Source organism: Paenibacillus sp. GCM10027628, from assembly GCF_042676385.1.
Taxonomy (GTDB): domain Bacteria; phylum Bacillota; class Bacilli; order Paenibacillales; family NBRC-103111; genus Paenibacillus_E.
The window spans coordinates 52340-69973 of record NZ_JBHTHA010000010.1 but is presented as its reverse complement, the minus strand read 5'-3'; the positions used below and the strand labels follow the sequence as shown (position 1 = coordinate 69973).

Annotated in this window: 21 protein-coding genes and 1 riboswitch; of the genes, 12 read left to right on the top strand and 9 right to left on the bottom strand. The window is 44.9% G+C overall.

The features are described from left to right. Positions 1-9: 9 nt before the first annotated feature. A complete protein-coding gene (locus tag ACFQZT_RS11455; RefSeq protein WP_379299767.1) occupies positions 10-294 on the top strand; it encodes a DUF4183 domain-containing protein in 285 nt (94 codons plus the stop codon). A gap of 5 nt (positions 295-299) precedes the next feature. Here the strand turns inward: ACFQZT_RS11455 and ACFQZT_RS11450 are convergent, their stop codons facing one another. Further along, a complete protein-coding gene (locus ACFQZT_RS11450) occupies positions 300-644 on the bottom strand; it encodes a DUF1904 family protein (RefSeq protein ID WP_379299765.1) in 345 nt (114 codons plus the stop codon). A gap of 238 nt (positions 645-882) precedes the next feature. On the opposite strand from ACFQZT_RS11450, the gene ACFQZT_RS11445 reads away from it, so the two are divergent. Continuing rightward, positions 883-1929, top strand: a complete 1047-nt coding sequence (locus tag ACFQZT_RS11445; protein WP_379299763.1) for an LLM class flavin-dependent oxidoreductase — start codon at positions 883-885, stop codon at positions 1927-1929. 85 nt (positions 1930-2014) lie between these two features. After that, the gene (locus tag ACFQZT_RS11440; protein ID WP_379299761.1) at positions 2015-3838 is read left to right on the top strand and encodes a PAS domain-containing protein; all 1824 of its coding nucleotides are present in this window, start codon (positions 2015-2017) and stop codon (positions 3836-3838) included. Here the strand turns inward: ACFQZT_RS11440 and ACFQZT_RS11435 are convergent. Continuing rightward, the gene (locus ACFQZT_RS11435) at positions 3835-4713 is read right to left on the bottom strand and encodes a LysR family transcriptional regulator (protein ID WP_379299759.1); all 879 of its coding nucleotides are present in this window, start codon (positions 4711-4713) and stop codon (positions 3835-3837) included. The two genes, ACFQZT_RS11440 and ACFQZT_RS11435, sit on opposite strands and share 4 nt — an antisense overlap. Before the next feature lie 125 nt (positions 4714-4838). On the opposite strand from ACFQZT_RS11435, the gene ACFQZT_RS11430 reads away from it, so the two are divergent. Together ACFQZT_RS11430 and ACFQZT_RS11425 are read left to right on the top strand one after the other, a co-directional pair. Next, positions 4839-5579: an SDR family NAD(P)-dependent oxidoreductase gene (locus ACFQZT_RS11430; RefSeq protein ID WP_379299756.1), complete on the top strand. Its 741-nt coding sequence runs from the start codon at positions 4839-4841 to the stop codon at positions 5577-5579. A 73-nt stretch (positions 5580-5652) separates the two neighbouring features. Next, a riboswitch (ZMP/ZTP riboswitch) is annotated at positions 5653-5732 on the top strand. Positions 5733-5787: 55 nt separating this feature from the next. Continuing rightward, the gene (locus tag ACFQZT_RS11425; RefSeq protein ID WP_379299754.1) at positions 5788-6624 is read left to right on the top strand and encodes a bifunctional 5,10-methylenetetrahydrofolate dehydrogenase/5,10-methenyltetrahydrofolate cyclohydrolase; all 837 of its coding nucleotides are present in this window, start codon (positions 5788-5790) and stop codon (positions 6622-6624) included. 61 nt (positions 6625-6685) lie between these two features. On the opposite strand, the gene greA is transcribed toward ACFQZT_RS11425, so the two are convergent. The 4 genes from greA to ACFQZT_RS11405 all read right to left on the bottom strand — a co-directional run bounded on the left by greA (position 6686) and on the right by ACFQZT_RS11405 (position 9253). Beyond that, a complete protein-coding gene (gene greA / locus ACFQZT_RS11420; RefSeq protein ID WP_379299752.1) occupies positions 6686-7153 on the bottom strand; it encodes a transcription elongation factor GreA in 468 nt (155 codons plus the stop codon). A gap of 164 nt (positions 7154-7317) precedes the next feature. Next, on the bottom strand, positions 7318-8454 hold the full coding sequence (locus ACFQZT_RS11415) for an RNA-guided endonuclease InsQ/TnpB family protein (protein WP_379299750.1): 1137 nt from the start codon (positions 8452-8454) through the stop codon (positions 7318-7320). Between the two features lie 211 nt (positions 8455-8665). Beyond that, entirely contained in the window at positions 8666-8779 is a 114-nt protein-coding gene (locus ACFQZT_RS11410; protein WP_379299797.1) for a transposase, read from the bottom strand. A gap of 108 nt (positions 8780-8887) precedes the next feature. After that, positions 8888-9253 carry an MmcQ/YjbR family DNA-binding protein gene (locus ACFQZT_RS11405; protein ID WP_379299748.1) on the bottom strand — a complete coding sequence of 122 codons (366 nt, stop codon included), beginning with the start codon at positions 9251-9253 and terminating at the stop codon, positions 8888-8890. 104 nt (positions 9254-9357) lie between these two features. Here ACFQZT_RS11405 and csaA point away from each other — a divergent pair, with 104 nt between their 5' ends. Both csaA and ACFQZT_RS11395 read left to right on the top strand, forming a co-directional pair. Further along, positions 9358-9687 (top strand): chaperone CsaA, encoded by a 330-nt coding sequence (gene csaA / locus ACFQZT_RS11400; protein ID WP_379299746.1) that lies wholly within the window; start codon positions 9358-9360, stop codon positions 9685-9687. A 114-nt stretch (positions 9688-9801) separates the two neighbouring features. After that, entirely contained in the window at positions 9802-11217 is a 1416-nt protein-coding gene (locus ACFQZT_RS11395) for a glycoside hydrolase family 18 protein (protein ID WP_379299744.1), read from the top strand. Positions 11218-11270: 53 nt separating this feature from the next. Here the strand turns inward: ACFQZT_RS11395 and ACFQZT_RS11390 are convergent, their stop codons facing one another. The 3 genes from ACFQZT_RS11390 to ACFQZT_RS11380 all read right to left on the bottom strand — a co-directional run bounded on the left by ACFQZT_RS11390 (position 11271) and on the right by ACFQZT_RS11380 (position 12681). Continuing rightward, positions 11271-11585, bottom strand: a complete 315-nt coding sequence (locus ACFQZT_RS11390; RefSeq protein ID WP_379299742.1) for a DMT family transporter — start codon at positions 11583-11585, stop codon at positions 11271-11273. Beyond that, positions 11585-11926: a DMT family transporter gene (locus tag ACFQZT_RS11385; RefSeq protein ID WP_379299740.1), complete on the bottom strand. Its 342-nt coding sequence runs from the start codon at positions 11924-11926 to the stop codon at positions 11585-11587. The genes ACFQZT_RS11390 and ACFQZT_RS11385 overlap by 1 nt, the downstream gene beginning before the upstream one ends. A 128-nt stretch (positions 11927-12054) precedes the next feature. Continuing rightward, a complete protein-coding gene (locus ACFQZT_RS11380; RefSeq protein WP_379299738.1) occupies positions 12055-12681 on the bottom strand; it encodes a C40 family peptidase in 627 nt (208 codons plus the stop codon). Positions 12682-12887: 206 nt separating this feature from the next. Here ACFQZT_RS11380 and ACFQZT_RS11375 point away from each other — a divergent pair, with 206 nt between their 5' ends. The 5 genes from ACFQZT_RS11375 to ACFQZT_RS11355 all read left to right on the top strand — a co-directional run bounded on the left by ACFQZT_RS11375 (position 12888) and on the right by ACFQZT_RS11355 (position 17621). Then, the gene (locus tag ACFQZT_RS11375; protein ID WP_379299736.1) at positions 12888-13673 is read left to right on the top strand and encodes an arylamine N-acetyltransferase family protein; all 786 of its coding nucleotides are present in this window, start codon (positions 12888-12890) and stop codon (positions 13671-13673) included. A gap of 279 nt (positions 13674-13952) precedes the next feature. Further along, the gene (locus ACFQZT_RS11370; protein ID WP_379299734.1) at positions 13953-14504 is read left to right on the top strand and encodes a DUF1003 domain-containing protein; all 552 of its coding nucleotides are present in this window, start codon (positions 13953-13955) and stop codon (positions 14502-14504) included. A gap of 170 nt (positions 14505-14674) precedes the next feature. After that, the gene (gene ftsW / locus ACFQZT_RS11365) at positions 14675-15832 is read left to right on the top strand and encodes a putative lipid II flippase FtsW (RefSeq protein ID WP_379299732.1); all 1158 of its coding nucleotides are present in this window, start codon (positions 14675-14677) and stop codon (positions 15830-15832) included. After that, the gene (locus tag ACFQZT_RS11360; RefSeq protein WP_379299730.1) at positions 15810-16955 is read left to right on the top strand and encodes an FtsW/RodA/SpoVE family cell cycle protein; all 1146 of its coding nucleotides are present in this window, start codon (positions 15810-15812) and stop codon (positions 16953-16955) included. Before ftsW ends, ACFQZT_RS11360 begins: the two co-directional genes overlap by 23 nt. A gap of 39 nt (positions 16956-16994) precedes the next feature. Next, positions 16995-17621, top strand: coding sequence for a DUF4337 domain-containing protein (locus ACFQZT_RS11355; protein WP_379299728.1), 627 nt, complete (start codon positions 16995-16997; stop codon positions 17619-17621). The last annotated feature ends 13 nt before the right edge of the window (positions 17622-17634 follow it).

Here is a 17634-nt window from a genome sequence, read left to right as displayed (position 1 = left end):
TGGACCCAAATGGCAATTATTAAACCCTTAATTACATCCAGAAGATTTAATTCCACGATCGGAGCGGGAACGGGAACCGGCGCGACGTTTGCAATAGCTGCGACAGCCTTCACGAATGACGCCGGCGCGGCGGCTACTGCTTTTCCAGGCTCATTTGCTTATTACAATCTTTACATTAATGCGATGATTCAAGAAGGCGGCACTTCTACAGTTACCACCACTACGCTTACCATTCCAGGCGGAGATGTACTTGATCCGGCAACTCCGGTTATCGTTGAATTTGTCATCAACTAATAGGATTAAGTAATAGGAACGGGTCCCGTAAAGTTGCTTTTTAACGGTTGCCCTTCTTTATAATACAAATGCGGTGAAAGCAGAATAAAAAAGATATGAACGTCCGGAAACCCATACTCACATAATCGTTGATAGAGCCCTTGAACAATGCGATCATGCAGCTCCTGATCCCTTGGGAACATGAGAATTTCCAAAGACTGCGGTGAATTCGTTATTTGTTCCACGAGGAGGAGCTCTATTTTTATTTTTTGCTGCGGCACGCCTGTGAGCTGGGAAAACTCTTGAATGATCGTATTTGAAATCGAAGAGATGAAGTCTTTGCTGAATCCTTTAAATCTGAGATAGGGCATGTAGTTTCCTTCTTTGCAATGGAATAGGAGAATCTAAGTTTAGTCAAAAAAATGCGGAGGTACAAAACCATTATTAGATGAAACCCATCTCATTAATAGATGAATCAGTAGAAAAGAGCAAAATAACAAAGAAATTCTATCGGAATTTAATACAATTGGATTGCAGGTCGCATAAGCGTATGATACGATCCCCTATAAACCGATGGCTCAGGTCATTCGTCGAAAGGGGATAGTTTTCATGAAATTCGCATTGTTCAGCCTTGTGATGAATCTTCCTAATGCCGTGACTGGAGAAACGCTGACTGTACAGCAGAAGTTCCAGAATATTTTGAATCAGGCCACTCTTGCCGAAGAGCTCGGGTTTGACGCCTATGGCGTAGGCGAGCGCCACGGATCCCCCTTCCTGTCGTCCTCCCCTCCTATCATTCTTACGGCAATTGCCGCCAGAACCTCACGCATTCGCTTGCTGACCACGGTGACGGTTTTAAGCGTTCTCGATCCCGTACGCGTGGCTGAAGATTACGCCACACTTGATCATCTTTCCAATGGACGACTGGAGCTTATTATCGGCAAAGGCAATGACCCGCGCCATTATCCGCTCTTCGGCATTTCGGAAGAGGAGCAATGGGAATCGCTTGCGGAACGATATTCGCTGCTCAAACGATTGTGGAATGAGGAAAATGTCACTTGGCAGGGAAAGTATCGTCCGTCTCTGACGAACGTAACCACGGAGCCGAGACCCTTTCAACAACCCATCCCTGTATGGCATGGCAGCGCATCCAGCACGCTTTCTACAGAGCTGGCTGCGAGATATGGCGAACCGATTTTCTCATCCAATACCTTTCATCCGCAAGCTAAATACAAAGCGCTTATCGATCACTATCGGGAACGCTTATCCTATTATGGCCATGATCCCAAGACTGCAATCGTCGGAGCAGGCGCGGGCAGCTTGTATTTAGCGAACACCAAGGAGGAGGCAATCAAGCGCTTTAGTCCTTACTATAAAGCCTTTCAAGCGACAGCCTCCGCACAGCATAACCAATCGCCATTCAAAGATCTCGATGATAACATCGCAAACGGCCCCATCCTGGTTGGCAGTGCGGATAGTGTCATTGAGAAGATCTTGAATTACCATGAGGCCTTTGGGCATCAAGTGCTTAGCATAAGTGTGGATGGACTCAGCGAAGCCGAGCAGCGCGAGCAAATCGAGCGGTTCGCAGCTGAAGTGGCGCCGGTACTGCGGCGTGAAATTCCCAGCACAGTTTGGAGTCGTAATCCTAAATAATTTTTTATTTAAAAAAAGGAAATTTGACAGCTAAGGTCTAAATGGTTAACATGACTCGAATTTGATGGCCGGAATGGTGAATCCAATGAACAGAATGTTAACATCTGCTGAACGAATCAAACAGTTGAGAGCCCAGCAATTAATGGACTCATTCATGGATCTGACTTCGGACGGCATTGTGGTTGTTGATTTGGAAGGGAAAGTCATAGAGGTTAATAAAGGATTTGAAGAATTGCATGGTTGGACCAGGGAAGAAGTGATTGGCAAGGTGTTGCCAATGACACCTGAAGAATGCAAAGAGGATGTATTCCGCCTTTATGAACGAATCATAGCCGGAGAACAGTTCTCGAATCAAGAAAGTTTGAAAATGCGCAAAGACGGCAGCAGCTTTATTGCGAATGTCACCATTTCAACACTAAAGGATGAGAATGGCAAGGTTGTTGCATTTGTAGGGATTGAAAGAGATATTACCCCGAGGAAAAAAGCGGAAGAAGAGCTCAAAGAGAGCGAAGAGAGATACCGGGTGCTGGTTGAATGCTCGCCTGAACCGATCGTCGTTTATTCGAATGGCCGCATTTCCTATGCCAATGCTGCAGCGGCCAGGCTCGTCGGTGCTGCGTCTTCCGAAGCGCTTATCGGAAAACGTGTATTCCGTTTTATTCATCCGGCGTATTTAACTTTAACCAAGCAGGTTCAAACGCAGCTCCAAGAAGGTAAGGCCTCCGAACTGATCGAGATTAAACTCATACGGTTGGACGGTGAGGCCATTGATGTAGAAGTCCGGGCGGTTCCTGTTAAATTTCAGGGCAGTGTATCTGTGCAATTATTATTCAGGGACGTGACGGACCGTAAAAGGGCGGAGTCCAAGCTGATTGAAAGCGAAAACCAGTTCCGACGGTTGTTAAAGCTTTCACCTGAACCGATCGTCCTGCACTGTAATGGCATCATTCAATTCGTCAACGATATTGGCAGCAGACTTTTTAAGGGGGATACAGATCAAGAGATCATTAATCGCCATATTCTTGATTTTTTCTTGCCTGAGGAACATGCGGCGATTATCAGCCGGTTAAATCAATCGCTGCAAGCAGACGATTTTCTTGAATTTAAAGGGTATAAGATGAAAAGGCTGGACGGCGTCATTCTTGATGTTGAAATCTCATCCATCTATGTACACAGGCAGATGGGTTCCCCCGTAATCCAAAGCGTCGTTCGGGATATGACGGAACGCATGAAGACGGAAGAGTATGTACGGACATCGGAGAAGCTTGCGATCGTCGGCCAGCTTGCTGCGGGAATTGCCCATGAAATTCGCAATCCTTTAACATCGTTGAAAGGTTTCGCACAAATGTTGAAGGCTAGAAACACTGATTATGTTGACATCATGCTGGATGAACTGGACAGGATTAATTACATTGTGAATGAATTTATGACCATCGCCAAACCCCATTCTGTCATCTATACGGAGCATGAACTCCAATCTTTAGTTCTGAGTGTCGTGCATTTTATGGAACCTCAGGCGCTCTTGTTCAACGTGAATTTAAAATTGGCTGTAGAGATGCAAATGCGGCCCGTTCGATGCGAACCGAATCAAATCAAGCAGGTCATCATGAATATTATTAAAAATGCGATCGAGTCCATGCCTAGTGGCGGCATTGTGCAAATCTCGTTAAGGCAACTAGATGAAGAGACGGCATTGATCTGTATCGAAGATCATGGAATCGGCATTCCGGAGGATTATCTGGCAAAGCTTGGAGAACCGTTTTTTTCGATGAAGGAAAAAGGGACAGGCCTAGGCTTAATGGTTTGTCAACAAATTGTGAAAGCTCATAACGGCAAATTGTCCATACGCAGTAAAATCAATCAGGGAACCACTGTAGAAATTGAGCTCCCTTGCCATTCTGATTGTTAAAGAAGTTCTTGTTTGATGAATTGAAATAGGTTTGCGCAGGCCAACTTCAAGGGGTGTTCTGCAGCTTTATATAGGATACCGCAAGCCATGTCGATGCTGTTACTTTGCAATATGCGTGTTGTAGTTCCTGAAGGAGCGGGATTCAAACTAATCTTCGGCACGAGTGCGATGCCTAACCCGCTCTCGACATAATATTTCAAAGCCATCATGCTGCCGATCTCCATAGAGTCTAACGGAGCTCTGCCTGATTCCTGCAAAATAATTTCAAGTTTTTTGCGGTACGGGCAGTTGGCCGATGTGATGAGCAATCGATGACCCCGGAGATCCTCCGGCCGGATGGCATCCTTTTGGGCAAGCGGATGCTTCTCCGGCATCAACAGCACGAACGTTTCGATAAAGAGCGGCTCAAAATAAAGATCGGATGCAAGATCCGGCGCCGAACAAAGCGCAAGATCGAGTTCTCCGCGGAGCAGTCGTTCGCTCAATGTTGGCGTACTCGCAATATCTACGGAGATACGTATTTTGGGAAATTGAGCCAGAAATTTTTGTAATATGCCTGGCAATCGATAGCTGGCGGTGGGCTCGGTGACACCTAACCGGATGTGCCCCGTTTCGCCCGACTGCAGATCCGACATACTCGTTTGCAATTGTTCCAGATCTTTTACAATTTGCACGCATTGTTCGTGAAACAGCCTGCCCGCTTCGGTTAAGCGGATTTTTTTCCCCCGCTCGATCAATTGAACGCCAAGATCGGCCTCCAGTTTCTGTATTTGCATCGTGACGGTGGACTGGGCATAGTTCATGGCTTCGGCTGCACGGTTAAAACTTCCGTGAATCACGATCAGTTGAAAGGTTTTCAATGTTTTAAGATCCATCCTGGGTCACCTCTGGTATCAAGATCAATAATATTGAATTCGATGTTTAATTAATTCAATTATACAAAAGGATAGCCGCGATATAAACTAACATTGAACCATACACAGACAAGGAGTGATCCATCATGGATATGACCAATAAAGTAGCTCTCGTTACTGGCGGCGGTACGGGAATCGGCAGGGCGACCAGCCTGCTTCTAGCGAAACGCGGAGCTATCGTCGCAGTCAACTACTCACGGTCCGCTTCTGACGCGGATGAAACTGTACAAATAATCCGAAGCGAAGGCGGGCGCGCGATCGCGATTCAAGCCGATGTTTCGAAAGACCAGGAAGTAAGAAACATGGTCGAGCTCATTGTTCAGCAATTTGGGACAGTCGATCTGCTCGTTAATAATGCCAGCATCACCCGCCACATCCCTTTGGACGACCTGGAGGCCGCGACGGAAGACGTATGGGATGAGCTGTACGCAGTGAATGTCAAAGGGATGTTTAACTGCGCGCGAGCCGTTGCTCCCTGGATGAAGAAAAGTAAGCAAGGTGCCATTGTGAACGTCGGCAGCATAGCGGGAATAACCGGAGTGGGCTCCTCACTGCCTTACGCCGTATCTAAAGCTGCGGTGCATGGACTTACCAAATCGCTATCACGCGCACTGGCGCCGGAAATCAGAGTGTGCAGTGTGGCGCCGGGAGCCGTCGCGACAAGATGGTGGTCAGGCCGGGAGGAGCAGATGCAACGATTAAGCCCTAATTTGCCGCTGCAGCGCATTGCAACGCCCGAAGATATCGCCCAATTCATTTGCTCAGTGCTGGAACAAGAAGCGATAACAGGTCAGGTCATTACCGTGGATAGCGGACAGACCTTGTAGCGGCGGAACGGTTGGCGGAGATGAACGACCCATTGATACTCTTCGCCATTACTGCTACTATAAATATAACAGATTGTCTATATGTGACTGGCGGAGCATGGGCAACCATGGGGGAGCATATAGAGATAACGGCCGTACGCCTGGGCAGAGGTAAGGGGAATATCCCCTTGCCTCTTTATGTTTTCATAACAGAAAGGATGATGAGACAATGACAAACCCGTTCATCTTGGATGGCCGACGTGTGGCGGATGACATTCAATTGAAATTAAAAGTTCGGATTGAGGCTCTAGCTGAAAAGGGGATCAAACCGTGCCTTGCCACCATATTAGTGGGGGATGACCCCTCATCGGCAACTTATGTGCGTATGAAAGGAAATGCGTGCCAACGCCTTGGTATTGATTCTAAGCGCGTATATTTAGAAGCGCAAACAACGACCGCTGAATTGATCGAGGTGATTCGTCAGTTGAACGAGGATTCCCAAGTTCATGGCATCCTGCTTCAGCACCCCGTACCTGGGCACATCGATGAAAGAGCTGCTTTTGAAGCCATTGATCTTAAAAAAGATGTGGACGGCGTAACTACATTAGGTTTTGCTCAAAATGCCTTCGGTTTAGCCGCTTATCCTTCCTGTACGCCGGCTGCAATCTTGGCCATCCTGGACTATTACCGGATTCCCATTGAAGGCAAGCATGCCGTTGTGGTTGGCCGCAGTCCCATATTGGGCAAACCTGTTTCCCTTATGCTGCTCAATCGCAACGCAACCGTGACAACATGTCATTCCAAAACGAAGAATTTGGATCAAATTGTACGCTTAGGAGATATCGTTGTCGCTGCTGTCGGCAAGCCTAAGTTTATACAAGGAGATTGGATTAAGAAGAGAGCAGTCGTCATGGATGCCGGGTATAATCCGGGAAACGTAGGTGATGTCGATTACGAAGCATGCCTTATGCAAGCATCCGCCATTACGCCCGTTCCGGCCGGTGTCGGTCCGGTAACGATCGCGATGTTGTTGAAGCATACGGTAGATGCAGCTGAACAAGCATAGAAGGAGAGGCATACTGCCAGATCGCAGTATGCCTCTTTATGTTTTTAACGGAATGATGCAGTTATTTAATTTCAAGCAGCTCGAATTTGATGATTCCCATCGGTGCATCTACATGGATGATATCGCCCACGGACTTACCGAGCAACGCGCTGCCCATCGGGCTTTCGTAAGAGATTTTATTTTCCGATGCATCGGCTTCGGAAGGACCCACGAGTCGATATTCGATCTTCTCGGCGAATTCGATATCGTTAAGGATGATGGTTGAACCGACATGAACGGTTGACGTATCCGTGTTTTGAACGACACGGGCCTTTTTTAACATTCTTTCGATGGATAAAATTCTCGTTTCCATGAAGCCCTGCTCTTCCTTGGCCGAGTGATATTCGCTGTTCTCTTTCAAATCTCCATAGCTGATCGCGGTTTTAATGCGGCTGGCTAATTCTCTGCGTTTAACCCCTTTTAATTCTTCAAGTTCCTGCTCTAATTTCGCCAATCCTTCTGGGGTTAAAATAATTTCATCGTTTGACATTTCTACATCTCCTAATTCATGGTACATTTCTTGTAAACGTCCTTTATTGCCTCTATTCTACAGTGAACCTCTCTCCAATGAACTGGAGAGCTTCTCAGATCATCGAGACTCGTAACCTCGTCTCTCCTTGAAGGCTAGTTCCTAGCCTGATTTGATTGGTCTGGCTACGATACGTTTTTCAAGGCTAGTTTCAAAATGTTAATGGCAGCATTTTCATCGCGATCTGCTACATATCCACAAGGACACTGATGGATACGAACAGCGAGTGATTTTTTGACGATTTCACCGCAGTTTGAGCATCGTTGTGATGTGCCCGATGGATTCACTTGCACAATTTGACGCCCGGCACTTTCAGCCTTGTACGCCACGAATTGAACAAGTTGATTCCACCCACTATCTGCAATGCTTTTGGTGAGACGTAAAGATTGATTGTAATCCAAGCCCTGGCTAGATGCACTTGCCCACAGGTTACGGTTCTTGATCATCCCTTGTATGTTCAAGTCCTCGAAAGCGATGAATCCATATTTATTTATCAGTTTTCGGGATTCTTTATGAGCATAATCCTTACGTTGATTGGCTACTTTTTCATGCAGTCTTGCTAGGTCGCGTACAGCTTTACTGCGACGGTTTGAACCGCGCTTTTTCTTCGAAACCGCACGCTGCTTTCGTTTCAGCTTTTCTTCGCTTTTACGAAGAAATTTTGGCGACACGATCCGATCACCGTCGGATGTTACAGCAAGATGAGACACGCCCAGGTCAATACCAATCTGTTTTTCTGACGCTGGAAGGTGCTGACTCTCGACCTCACAAGAAAAACAAGCATAATATTTACCATTCCTGACCATAATTGTACACGTCTTGATGGTTCCTTGCGGCTGCCGGTGAAGTCTAATATGCACATCTCCGATCTTGGAAAGCTTAAGTTGCTTTCCTTCTATGGAAAACCCGCTTTGCGGGTAGGTAAGGGAGTTGTACTGACTTTCAGGCTTGAATCTCGGAAATCCCGCTTTCTCGCCGTTTTTGATGCGACGGAAATAGGCTTGATACGCTTTATCCAGTCGTTCCACAACATTTTGAAGGACTTGAGAATGGACGTTTTTGAGTTCAGGAATGTACCGTTTTCTCACTGGCAACGTTGCTTTTTGTTCGTAGTATGTTAAGCTCAGTCCCGTTTGTTTATAGGCAACGATTCGCTCTGCGAGCAAGCGATTATAGAGGAGACGGCAACGTTCCAATGCAAAATGAATATTCTGTTGCTCTTCTTTGGTTGGGTACAGACGGAATTTATAGGTTCGCTGCATTAGCCGTCTCCTTTCTTTTTGGTTTTCGATGTATTTCTTTATGTCTTGTCCAGTTTCAATGAAAAAGCTGCTGTTCCAGAGGTGTCCATCCCATAATCTCTCTTGCAGAGATACCCTTTAACATTTTGACAATATAGGAAGGAGCTATTTGAATATGGTCTTTTTCACCAATCTCCATCATGACCACTTCAAATTCTTTATCTTGAGCAATTTATTGGAACGATTCTTTAAGGTAGTTTTCAATTTCTGTTGAAAGAACAGATCGGCGATACTTATCCGACCAAACGATGTGAAAATTGACGTTGTAAAACGCATGTTCTTGTATGCTATATATTTTCTTTTGTCATACAGATAGTCTACCAGAACCAAGTTAATTTTCAAATGTATTGAATGCGGTGCTATATTTTGCCCTTGTATCCCCGAAAAGTGAAACTTAGGAAGAAAATGGAATATGCCAATCTCTGTCAGCCTTGGGTAATTTAGCGACAACAAGCCGATAAGACTCTCTTACCATCGTACTGATGACGTCGTCCGGCACAGTACCGTTGAGTATTACGGTGTTCCAATGCTGTTTGTTCATGTGGTATCCGGGAATGACGGATCCGGGATACGTTTCGCGTTGCAGCCAGGCCTCATCCGGAGACGTTTTCAGGTTGATGCTCTCCACACCCTGCTGCTTGCCCAGTAAGGCAAACATTTTTTCCTGAACAAAAAGTACCGGCAGATCAGGGTCGAATGGATAGCGCAGGCTAGTCCCCAAATAACTAAGGCCCAGATCAATTAATTGTTCGTGATTCATGCTACAGAACACCTTCTTTCATTTTGCTCATCTACTACGATCAATTTTAGTTCAACAACCAATGGTGTTACAATATGGTAAAAATCATTTATTTAGGAGAATTTATGGCGACTTTTGAAGATTTTGCAGCATTAGATTTGCGTATCGGCACCATTATTAAAGCGGAACCTTTTCCCGAGGCGAGAAAACCGGCTATTAAGCTTGAGATTGATTTTGGCAGTCTAGGCATCAAATCCTCGTCCGCACAAATCACGCGAAGGTATGACCCAGAAACTTTAGTGGGCAGACAGGTTGTGGGCATCGTCAACTTTCCTGCCAGGCGAATTGCCGGCTTCAAATCCGAAGTGCTCGTACTGGGAGGGACGCCGGAAGAAGGGGACGTCGTGCTCCTGCAACCGGATGCTGCTGTTGCTAATGGCACCCCTGTTGCTTAATTGAATTTGCAGAATGAGTGCTCTGAGGTTTGATATTGGGTATTCGCCTAGATCGTTAGAGACATTAGCGGAATAATGTACCTATAGAAGTTTCGGCGAGAGCGAGGTCAAACCGTGCAAATTCATGTGGTGAAAAAAGGGGAAAGTCTGTGGCTGATTGCCAGCCGCTATGGCGTGAACGCCAATCGGATTATTGCAATCAATGAGCTCCGCGAACCCGATCGTTTAGTCATCGGTCAAGCGTTGCTTATCCCGCAGCCTTATCCCGAATATGTGGTACGTTCCGGAGAAACACTGGGGACGATTGCCGGTCGTTTCGGAGTCAGCGTAGAGGCAATTGCCAGAGCAAATTCCATATCGGATGTCACACAAATTACGCCGGGTCAAGTAATAGTCATTCCGGTCTTCTACCATACCGTACGGCCGGGTGAGTCGCTTTGGGCGATCGCGCACCATTACGGCGTTACGGTACAGGCGATTTCACAAGCCAATGGGATTGCCGATCCAGGACAAATTTATCCGGGTCAAAATCTGGTAATCCCCGAGAAACCCAAAATGACCATTGATGTCAATGGGTATACAAACGTATTCGGCGAGGCAGCTGCCAGGCAAGTCCGGAAGGACGGGGTGCATCTAACCTATTTATGTCCTTTCGGGTATCGGATGAAGGACGATGGGAGCCTGTCGCCTGTTGATGATCAACCGATCATTGCAGCCGCATATGCGGAACATGTCGTCCCGGTCATGTCGATCACCAACTTCTCTGCTACGGAAGCGGGGTCGAAGCTGGCTCATACCATTTTATCCAGTCCCGAATTGCAAAATACGCTGGTGACCAACATCTTGGCCATCATGGAAAACAAAGGATATCGCGGCTTGAATGTCGATTTCGAGAATGTGTTTCCGGCCGACCGCGAGTCCTATAATCAATTTCTTCGACTTGCTGTCCGAAGGCTGCATGAGAAAGGCTTTTTCGTATCCTCCGCCCTTGCCCCCAAAACTAGCGCAGAACAGAAGGGTCTGCTCTACGAAGCCCACGATTACGCCGCCCATGGTGAAATTGTCGACTTTGTCGTGCTCATGACGTACGAATGGGGATACCGGTTCGGTCCTCCTCAGGCCATATCGCCTATCAATGAAATACGACGCGTCCTCGACTATGCAGTCACGGTTATCCCGAGACATAAAATATTTATGGGCTTTCAGTTATATGCGCGTGACTGGCTAATTCCGCATGTGAAAGGACAGCAAGCAGAGACGTTTGATATGCAAGAAGCTGTACGTCGGGCTGTTCAGCATGGGGCGGAGATCAAATACGACCAGAAGTCCCAAACGCCGACCTATCGTTATTCAGATGATCAAGGACGTACGCACGAAGTCTGGTTTGAGGATGCGAGAAGCGCACAGGCCAAATTTGATCTGATTAAGGAATACAACCTTAGAGGGGTTAGTTATTGGGTACTGGGTTATCCGTTTCCGCAAAATTGGGCATTGCTCGAAGATAACTTTCATGTACGCAAAATTATCTGAATGAAGGGTCAGCCTGCTGAGGAACAAACGGTAGGCTGACCCGCCATAGCTAACTACGAGATCAGCTTCAAACCGATGACCGTTGAGATAATCAAACTGATATAAAAGATCCGGCGCCATTCTTTGGATTCGCCATACACCAACATGCCGACCATCGTCCCGCCGACGGTACCGATTCCCGTCCAGATGGCGTAAGCGGTCCCCATGGAGATGGATTGCATCGCGATAGAAAGGCAGGTAAAGCTTAAAATCATGGCCAAGCCCATGATCACGATATCGCGCCAGTTTCTTTTCTTTTTGAATCGATTCATACTTACGACACCCACCACTTCAAAAGAGCCGGCTAAAACTAGAAGCAACCAAGCCATTACGCTTTACCTCCTGTCTTATCGGGTTCTTCTGTTATGGTTTTCAATCCAATTACACCTGCTAATAACAGCAAGATTAAAATGACTTTCAACCAACGAAACGGTTCGTTAAAAAAAAGCATTTCTACGATTACGGTGCCAACGGTCCCAAGCCCTGTGAATACAGCATAAACCGTGCTCACAGGCAGTGCATGTAAGGATCGAATGAATACCGTGAAACTTAAAAATATCATCGCAGCAGTTCCAAGCCACATCCACCAGGTGGTCGAATGTTTTAAGCCCATCACCCATACGACCTCCAGCAATCCGGCAACAAAAACATACATCCAATTTCTATTCATTATTTCTCCAATCAACCATTTGTAAGTGTTTTTTATTGTCGCAATTTTTTACGATACCGTCAAATTTGAGCACAAAAAAAGAGCATAACCCTGTCGTTAAAACATGACAGCATTATGCTCTAATTCTATTAATTAATAATACGACGAGCGCCCCAATAGTGCGCATCATAGTAAGGCGTTCCAAACAATGTGCTTACTTTCACTTCTCTAGTTCCAAGGGTACCCGCTTGCAGAATTTTATTATCACCAAGATATATGGCTACGTGAGAGACACCGCTCGTATAAGTTCCTTGCAAGAAGACAAGATCGCCTTTTCGAAGCTCATTTTTACTTACCGGCGTTCCGAGCTGGCTCATTAATGCTGCTGAGTGAAGAAGATCGAAACCGTTTTGATTGAAGGCGTATTGCACAAATCCTGAGCAGTCAAACGCAACGCCAGGCGTATTCCCGCCAAAAACATAAGGCGTTCCCAACTGCTTCATGCCGGTTGCAATAATGGCATCTGCTTTTGCTTCCCAGCTTTGTTTTTGTGAAGCAGTACCAGGAAGTTGAATAACGACACCTTTGTAAATATTATTCGGATTCACTTGCGGATTGGCTGCGATAAGAGCGGAAAGATTGACGTTGAATTTTTGGGAAATGGTCCAGAACGTATCGCTATCCGTAGCTATGTAACTATTGGATGGTGCGGCATATGTGATTCCGCTAAATAAACAGCTCGCCGCGATTACTGATGTAAGAATAACTTTTTTCATTCGTTACCTCCTAAGAGTTTTCGTTAGAAAATTTTCTTCGTATGCACCCGCAAGAGCTTCTTCTTTCAGCTTCTTTATTCTAGCAGAACTGGGAAGAACGAGAATACGAGTAAATTATGGAATGAAAGATCAAATGGGAGAGGTAAAAAGCAAATGATGCAAGAATATAATTACATATCGATATAATTGGAGGAGTTGATACCGGGATGAATGTTGACCGCAGCGAAGTTAAGCCTGAAGTGCGTGCCTATCTGGATCGTATTGGTTTTGAGGATGCCCTGGATAGAAGCGCGGCAACACTTGCCAACTTGCAGGCATGCCATCTCCATCGTGTGCCTTATGAAAATCTGGATATCTTGCAACGTAAGCCTCTATCGCTGGAAATCGCAGATTTATTTGAGAAGATTGTCATTCGCGGACGCGGCGGTTACTGTTTTGAGCTGAATGCCCTTTTCGGCTGGCTGCTAAGAGAGCTCGGATACACGGTTACCAACTTCATGGCCCGCTTTTGGCGAGATGAACCCAGCCCTCCACCCAAAAGGCGGCATCATGTTTTAAAAGTTGAGGCGGGGGAAGCTTCCTTCCTTTGTGATGTGGGTGTGGGAGGCATTGTTCCAAGCCGGCCCATTCAGCTGATCGAGGCTCTTGAGCACCATCAGGGTGATGAAACATACCGTTTAGAGCGAGATCCCTATTATGGCTGGGTACTCTGCGAGTTCAGACGGGGGCAGTGGAACTGGCTTTACTCGTTCACCGAGGAGCCGCAATTGCCAAAGGATTTTATTATGGCTACCTACTGGTGTGAGAATGCTCCTGACTCTATTTTCACAAAAGATGCCATGGTTGCTATCCGTAACAAAGATGGGCGCAACACCGTTGCCGGCGACGAGTTTCGGATATTTACAAGCGAAGGTGTCCGGTCATTTACCCCGCAAACGAAGGAAGCGTACAACGAGGCTATGCTCGCTTATTTCGGAATCAAGATGGTTTAAACTGATAAAAAATGGTGAATAGCAGGGGTTAATTTGTCGTGTACAAAATATGACGATTAGAGTATGATGAGTAAGGCAATAACAATAAGGTAAAAAAAGGAGTTGAAAACTTTTTTATGGGTAGTCGAAGTTCTAGTGAGCCGGAACCGGAAATACGAAACGAGGAAGTCATGATCACTAACTGTCATTTGGAGGTTTGGTTGCTTATAAAAAAGTTATCAACCTAAAAACGAAATGCATTACGGGTTTCCTGACTTCCTCACATGAGGAGGAAGACCGATGGGTAAAAACTTTTATTTCAAAAAACAAGAAATTCAAAATGACGCTAAAAAAATCCAAGGTTTTGACATTGAAATTAATCGAGATGACGCCAGAAGGATTGACCGGCTCGTCGATAATTACGAAAGCAATATTCTTTCCCACCTTGATGAAGAATACTTGCGAAAAACATCGTGGTCAGATCGGCTAGCGGATCGAATAGCGTCTTTCGGAGGCAGCTGGAAGTTCATAACTTATTTTGCAGTGTTCCTAGCAATTTGGATTGTATGGAACTCGCTTCCTTTCACATCCCATTTTGATTCCCCGCCATTTATTTTATTAAATCTCTGCTTATCTTTTATAGCGGCATTTCAAGCCCCAGTTATTATGATGAGCCAAAACAGACAAGCGGCAAAGGACAAACATGAGTCCATTATCGACTTTGCAATCAATTATAAATCGGAGCAAGAAATTGACGATATGCAGAGCCATTTACATCGTATTGAAGATGAACTATTAGAATTAAAGCGTATTATTCTAGCTTCCCATGGTAAACAAAGGGAGATAGACTAAGCATCACGAGGATGACGAATCAGCCACTTGGATAAAGTGGCTTTTTGTATTTCACAAAAAAATAAGGCGCATTTTTAACATTCTTCGAATTTTCATTAAAGCTTAATCTGGCGGTGCTATCATTGAACAAAAGGAGTTACGGGTAGGAGGATCGTTTTATTCGACATCATATGGCAGGAATAAGTCAGACGACGGATGAGGGCAAGCCGAAGAAATCTTTGAGGGGACGGCCTGATTTTCTTCTTTTGTTAATCACTATTGCGCTCGTTGGTTTTGGAATTTTAATGGTGTTTAGCTCAAGTGAAGCGTCGGCTTATTGGAAATTTCATACTTTTTTTTATTTTACGGAGAGACAAGCGATTTGGGCGTTCATTGGTACTATTGCAATGCTGTTAGTGATGAATGTACCTTATCAAATGTTTCAAAAATGGTCCCGTCCTATTTTTGTCCTGATTCTTATTTTACTAGGGCTTGTAATTGTGTTCGGTACAAAAATTAATGGACATCGCAGCTGGTTTGGTGTCGGATCTTTTGGTATCCAGCCCACAGAGTTTGCAAAACTGGGATTAATCATCTATCTTGCAGCTCTGATCAGTAAAAAGGGAGAACATATCCGCCAATTCAAGAAAGGTCTGCTCCCTTTATTTATCATCGTTGGTCTTGTGCTAGGGTTAATCATGCTGCAACCGGATATTGGCTCTGACCTAGTGATCTTTGTCGCATCAGCTATCGTGATTGTTGCCGGCGGTGCAAGCCTTTTACAACTAACTGGAATTGGCCTTTTCCTTCTTCCAATTGCGATTGGTATCGTCTTCGCTAAAAGTTACAGGCTTCAGAGATTCACGGCATATCTTCATCCATGGAATGATTCTCAGGACTCCTCCTACCAGTTGGTTCAGTCTTTATTAGCACTCGGGCATGGGGGATGGACGGGAACAGGGTTCGGTAAGGGAGTAGAGAAGCTGCTCTACCTACCTGAAGCGCACACGGATTTTATTTTTGCAACAATTGGAGAAGAGTTCGGCTTTATTGGATGTTCCATTTTTTTAATCATCTATATCCTATTTATTTGGAGAGGCATCATCGTATCCTTGAGATGTCCTGATGTGTTCGGAACTTTATTTGGCATAGGAGTAGTATCACTTATAGGTATTCAAGCACTTATTAATCTGGGCGGCGTTACAGGGAGTATTCCCATTACAGGCGTTCCTCTTCCGCTAATTAGCTATGGGGGATCATCCTTACTAATTAGCATGGCGAGTATCGGAATCTTACTAAATATATCAAGAGAGGGAAGAGCCGCGGGTGTTCAACGAACTGGTACTTAGAGCGAAAAAAATTGATCTTATCATTATCGGCTTATTGTTATGTTTTATGGCTATCAGCACGATAGTGATCTATAGCGCCACAAATAATACGAAATTTGCCGGGCTGCATATGAATAACTTGGTCATGTTCGCGGCCATGTTTGTGCCAATGCTGGTCCTGGCCATGCTCGATTATCGGGATATTGTCCGCCATTTATCCTTATACCTGTATATATTGGGTATATTGCTATTAATTTTTGTGATGTTTAAAGGCCTGAATATCAATGGATCTCAGCGATGGATCAATCTTCATTTTATGCAGTTTCAACCTTCTGAACTGGTAAAAGTATTCGTCATCCTTATGTTAGCCAATATGTTGGATAAACGTAAGGGGGAATACCTGCGATTATTTCAAGACATCATTCCGATGATCGTGGTTGTGGGAATCCCTTTTCTGCTGGTCATGAAACAGCCGGATCTGGGAACATCGATTGTTTTTATCTGCATTTTGATAGGGATGCTATGGATCGGGAAGATTCGTTTCAAACATGGACTCATCGGGCTGCTTGTGATTATTGGGGTTATTGGAAGTATTATAGGACTATACTTTGTTGATCAACCGATATTCAATAAAATTGTAAAGCCGTATCAGCTTCATAGAATTCAAACATTTTTGGATCCAGCTAGTGATCCGGATCAAAGTTATCAGGTTGTAAATTCCTTAAAGGCAGTCAGCTCAGGAGAATTAATGGGGGAAGGCTATCTGCACGGAAAAATGATACAGAGCGGATACATCCCATATGACTATGCAGATTCCATCTATGTTGTCATTGGTGAAGAATTTGGCTTTGTTGGCTCGGCAGTTCTATTATTACTTTACTTCTTTTTAATTTATCGAATGATTCGAATCGCCATGGAATGCGAAGATTTAGCTGGTTCTTATTTGATCATAGGTGTGATATCGATGTTTACTTTGCAAATTTTTGAGAATATTGCGATGCATACCGGACTCATGCCGCTTACGGGAATTGCACTCCCATTTGTTAGCTATGGAGGAAGTTCTCTAATGACTAATATGTTGTCTATGGGTTTGGTTCTTAGTGTTTTGGTTCATCAATCGAAACCTCTTCAATTTGGAGACTAATGGAAATCGATACTAAATGCGTTTTGGAGGGAAATAGAATTGGAAGAGAACTTCGGGATAGAGAACCCACTAGAAAAAGTTGAAGAAGAGGTTAAGGAACTCGAAGAAAAGGAAAAACAGCATCACATAGAAGAAGAAGCACGAAGCAGGTTTAATAATTTGATAGCTATTACTATCAGTATATATGCTGTTTTGACCGCACTTGCGGGAATGAAAGAAGGGCAGGTAACTACGGATACTCTTCTACAAATGGATCAGGCGGTTCTGCTGCAGGCGCAAGCATCCGACCAATGGGCTTTTTTTCAAGCCAAAAGTATTAAAGGCGAACTCTATAAAAGCCAGTCAAAAATTTTCAGCCTGGATTCGAACCCGAAGGCTGGTGAATTATCCAAAGAGTTCGAAGCCGACACAAAGAAATATGATTCTGAAAAGAATGACATTCAAACCAAAGCAAATGAGTTAGAAAAACAGAGGGACGAAAAAATGAAGGAGACTTCCGAACTGGTTCACAAACATCATAGCGCAGGGACAGCACTCATTTTTTTGCAAATTGCTATCGTTTTAGCATCCATATCGAGCCTTCTAAAGAAGAAAATACTATGGTTCGGAAGTATGGGAGTTGCCCTCATAGGGTTACTCTATTTAGTTCCACTACTTATCAAATAGGCAGATGCAAAGT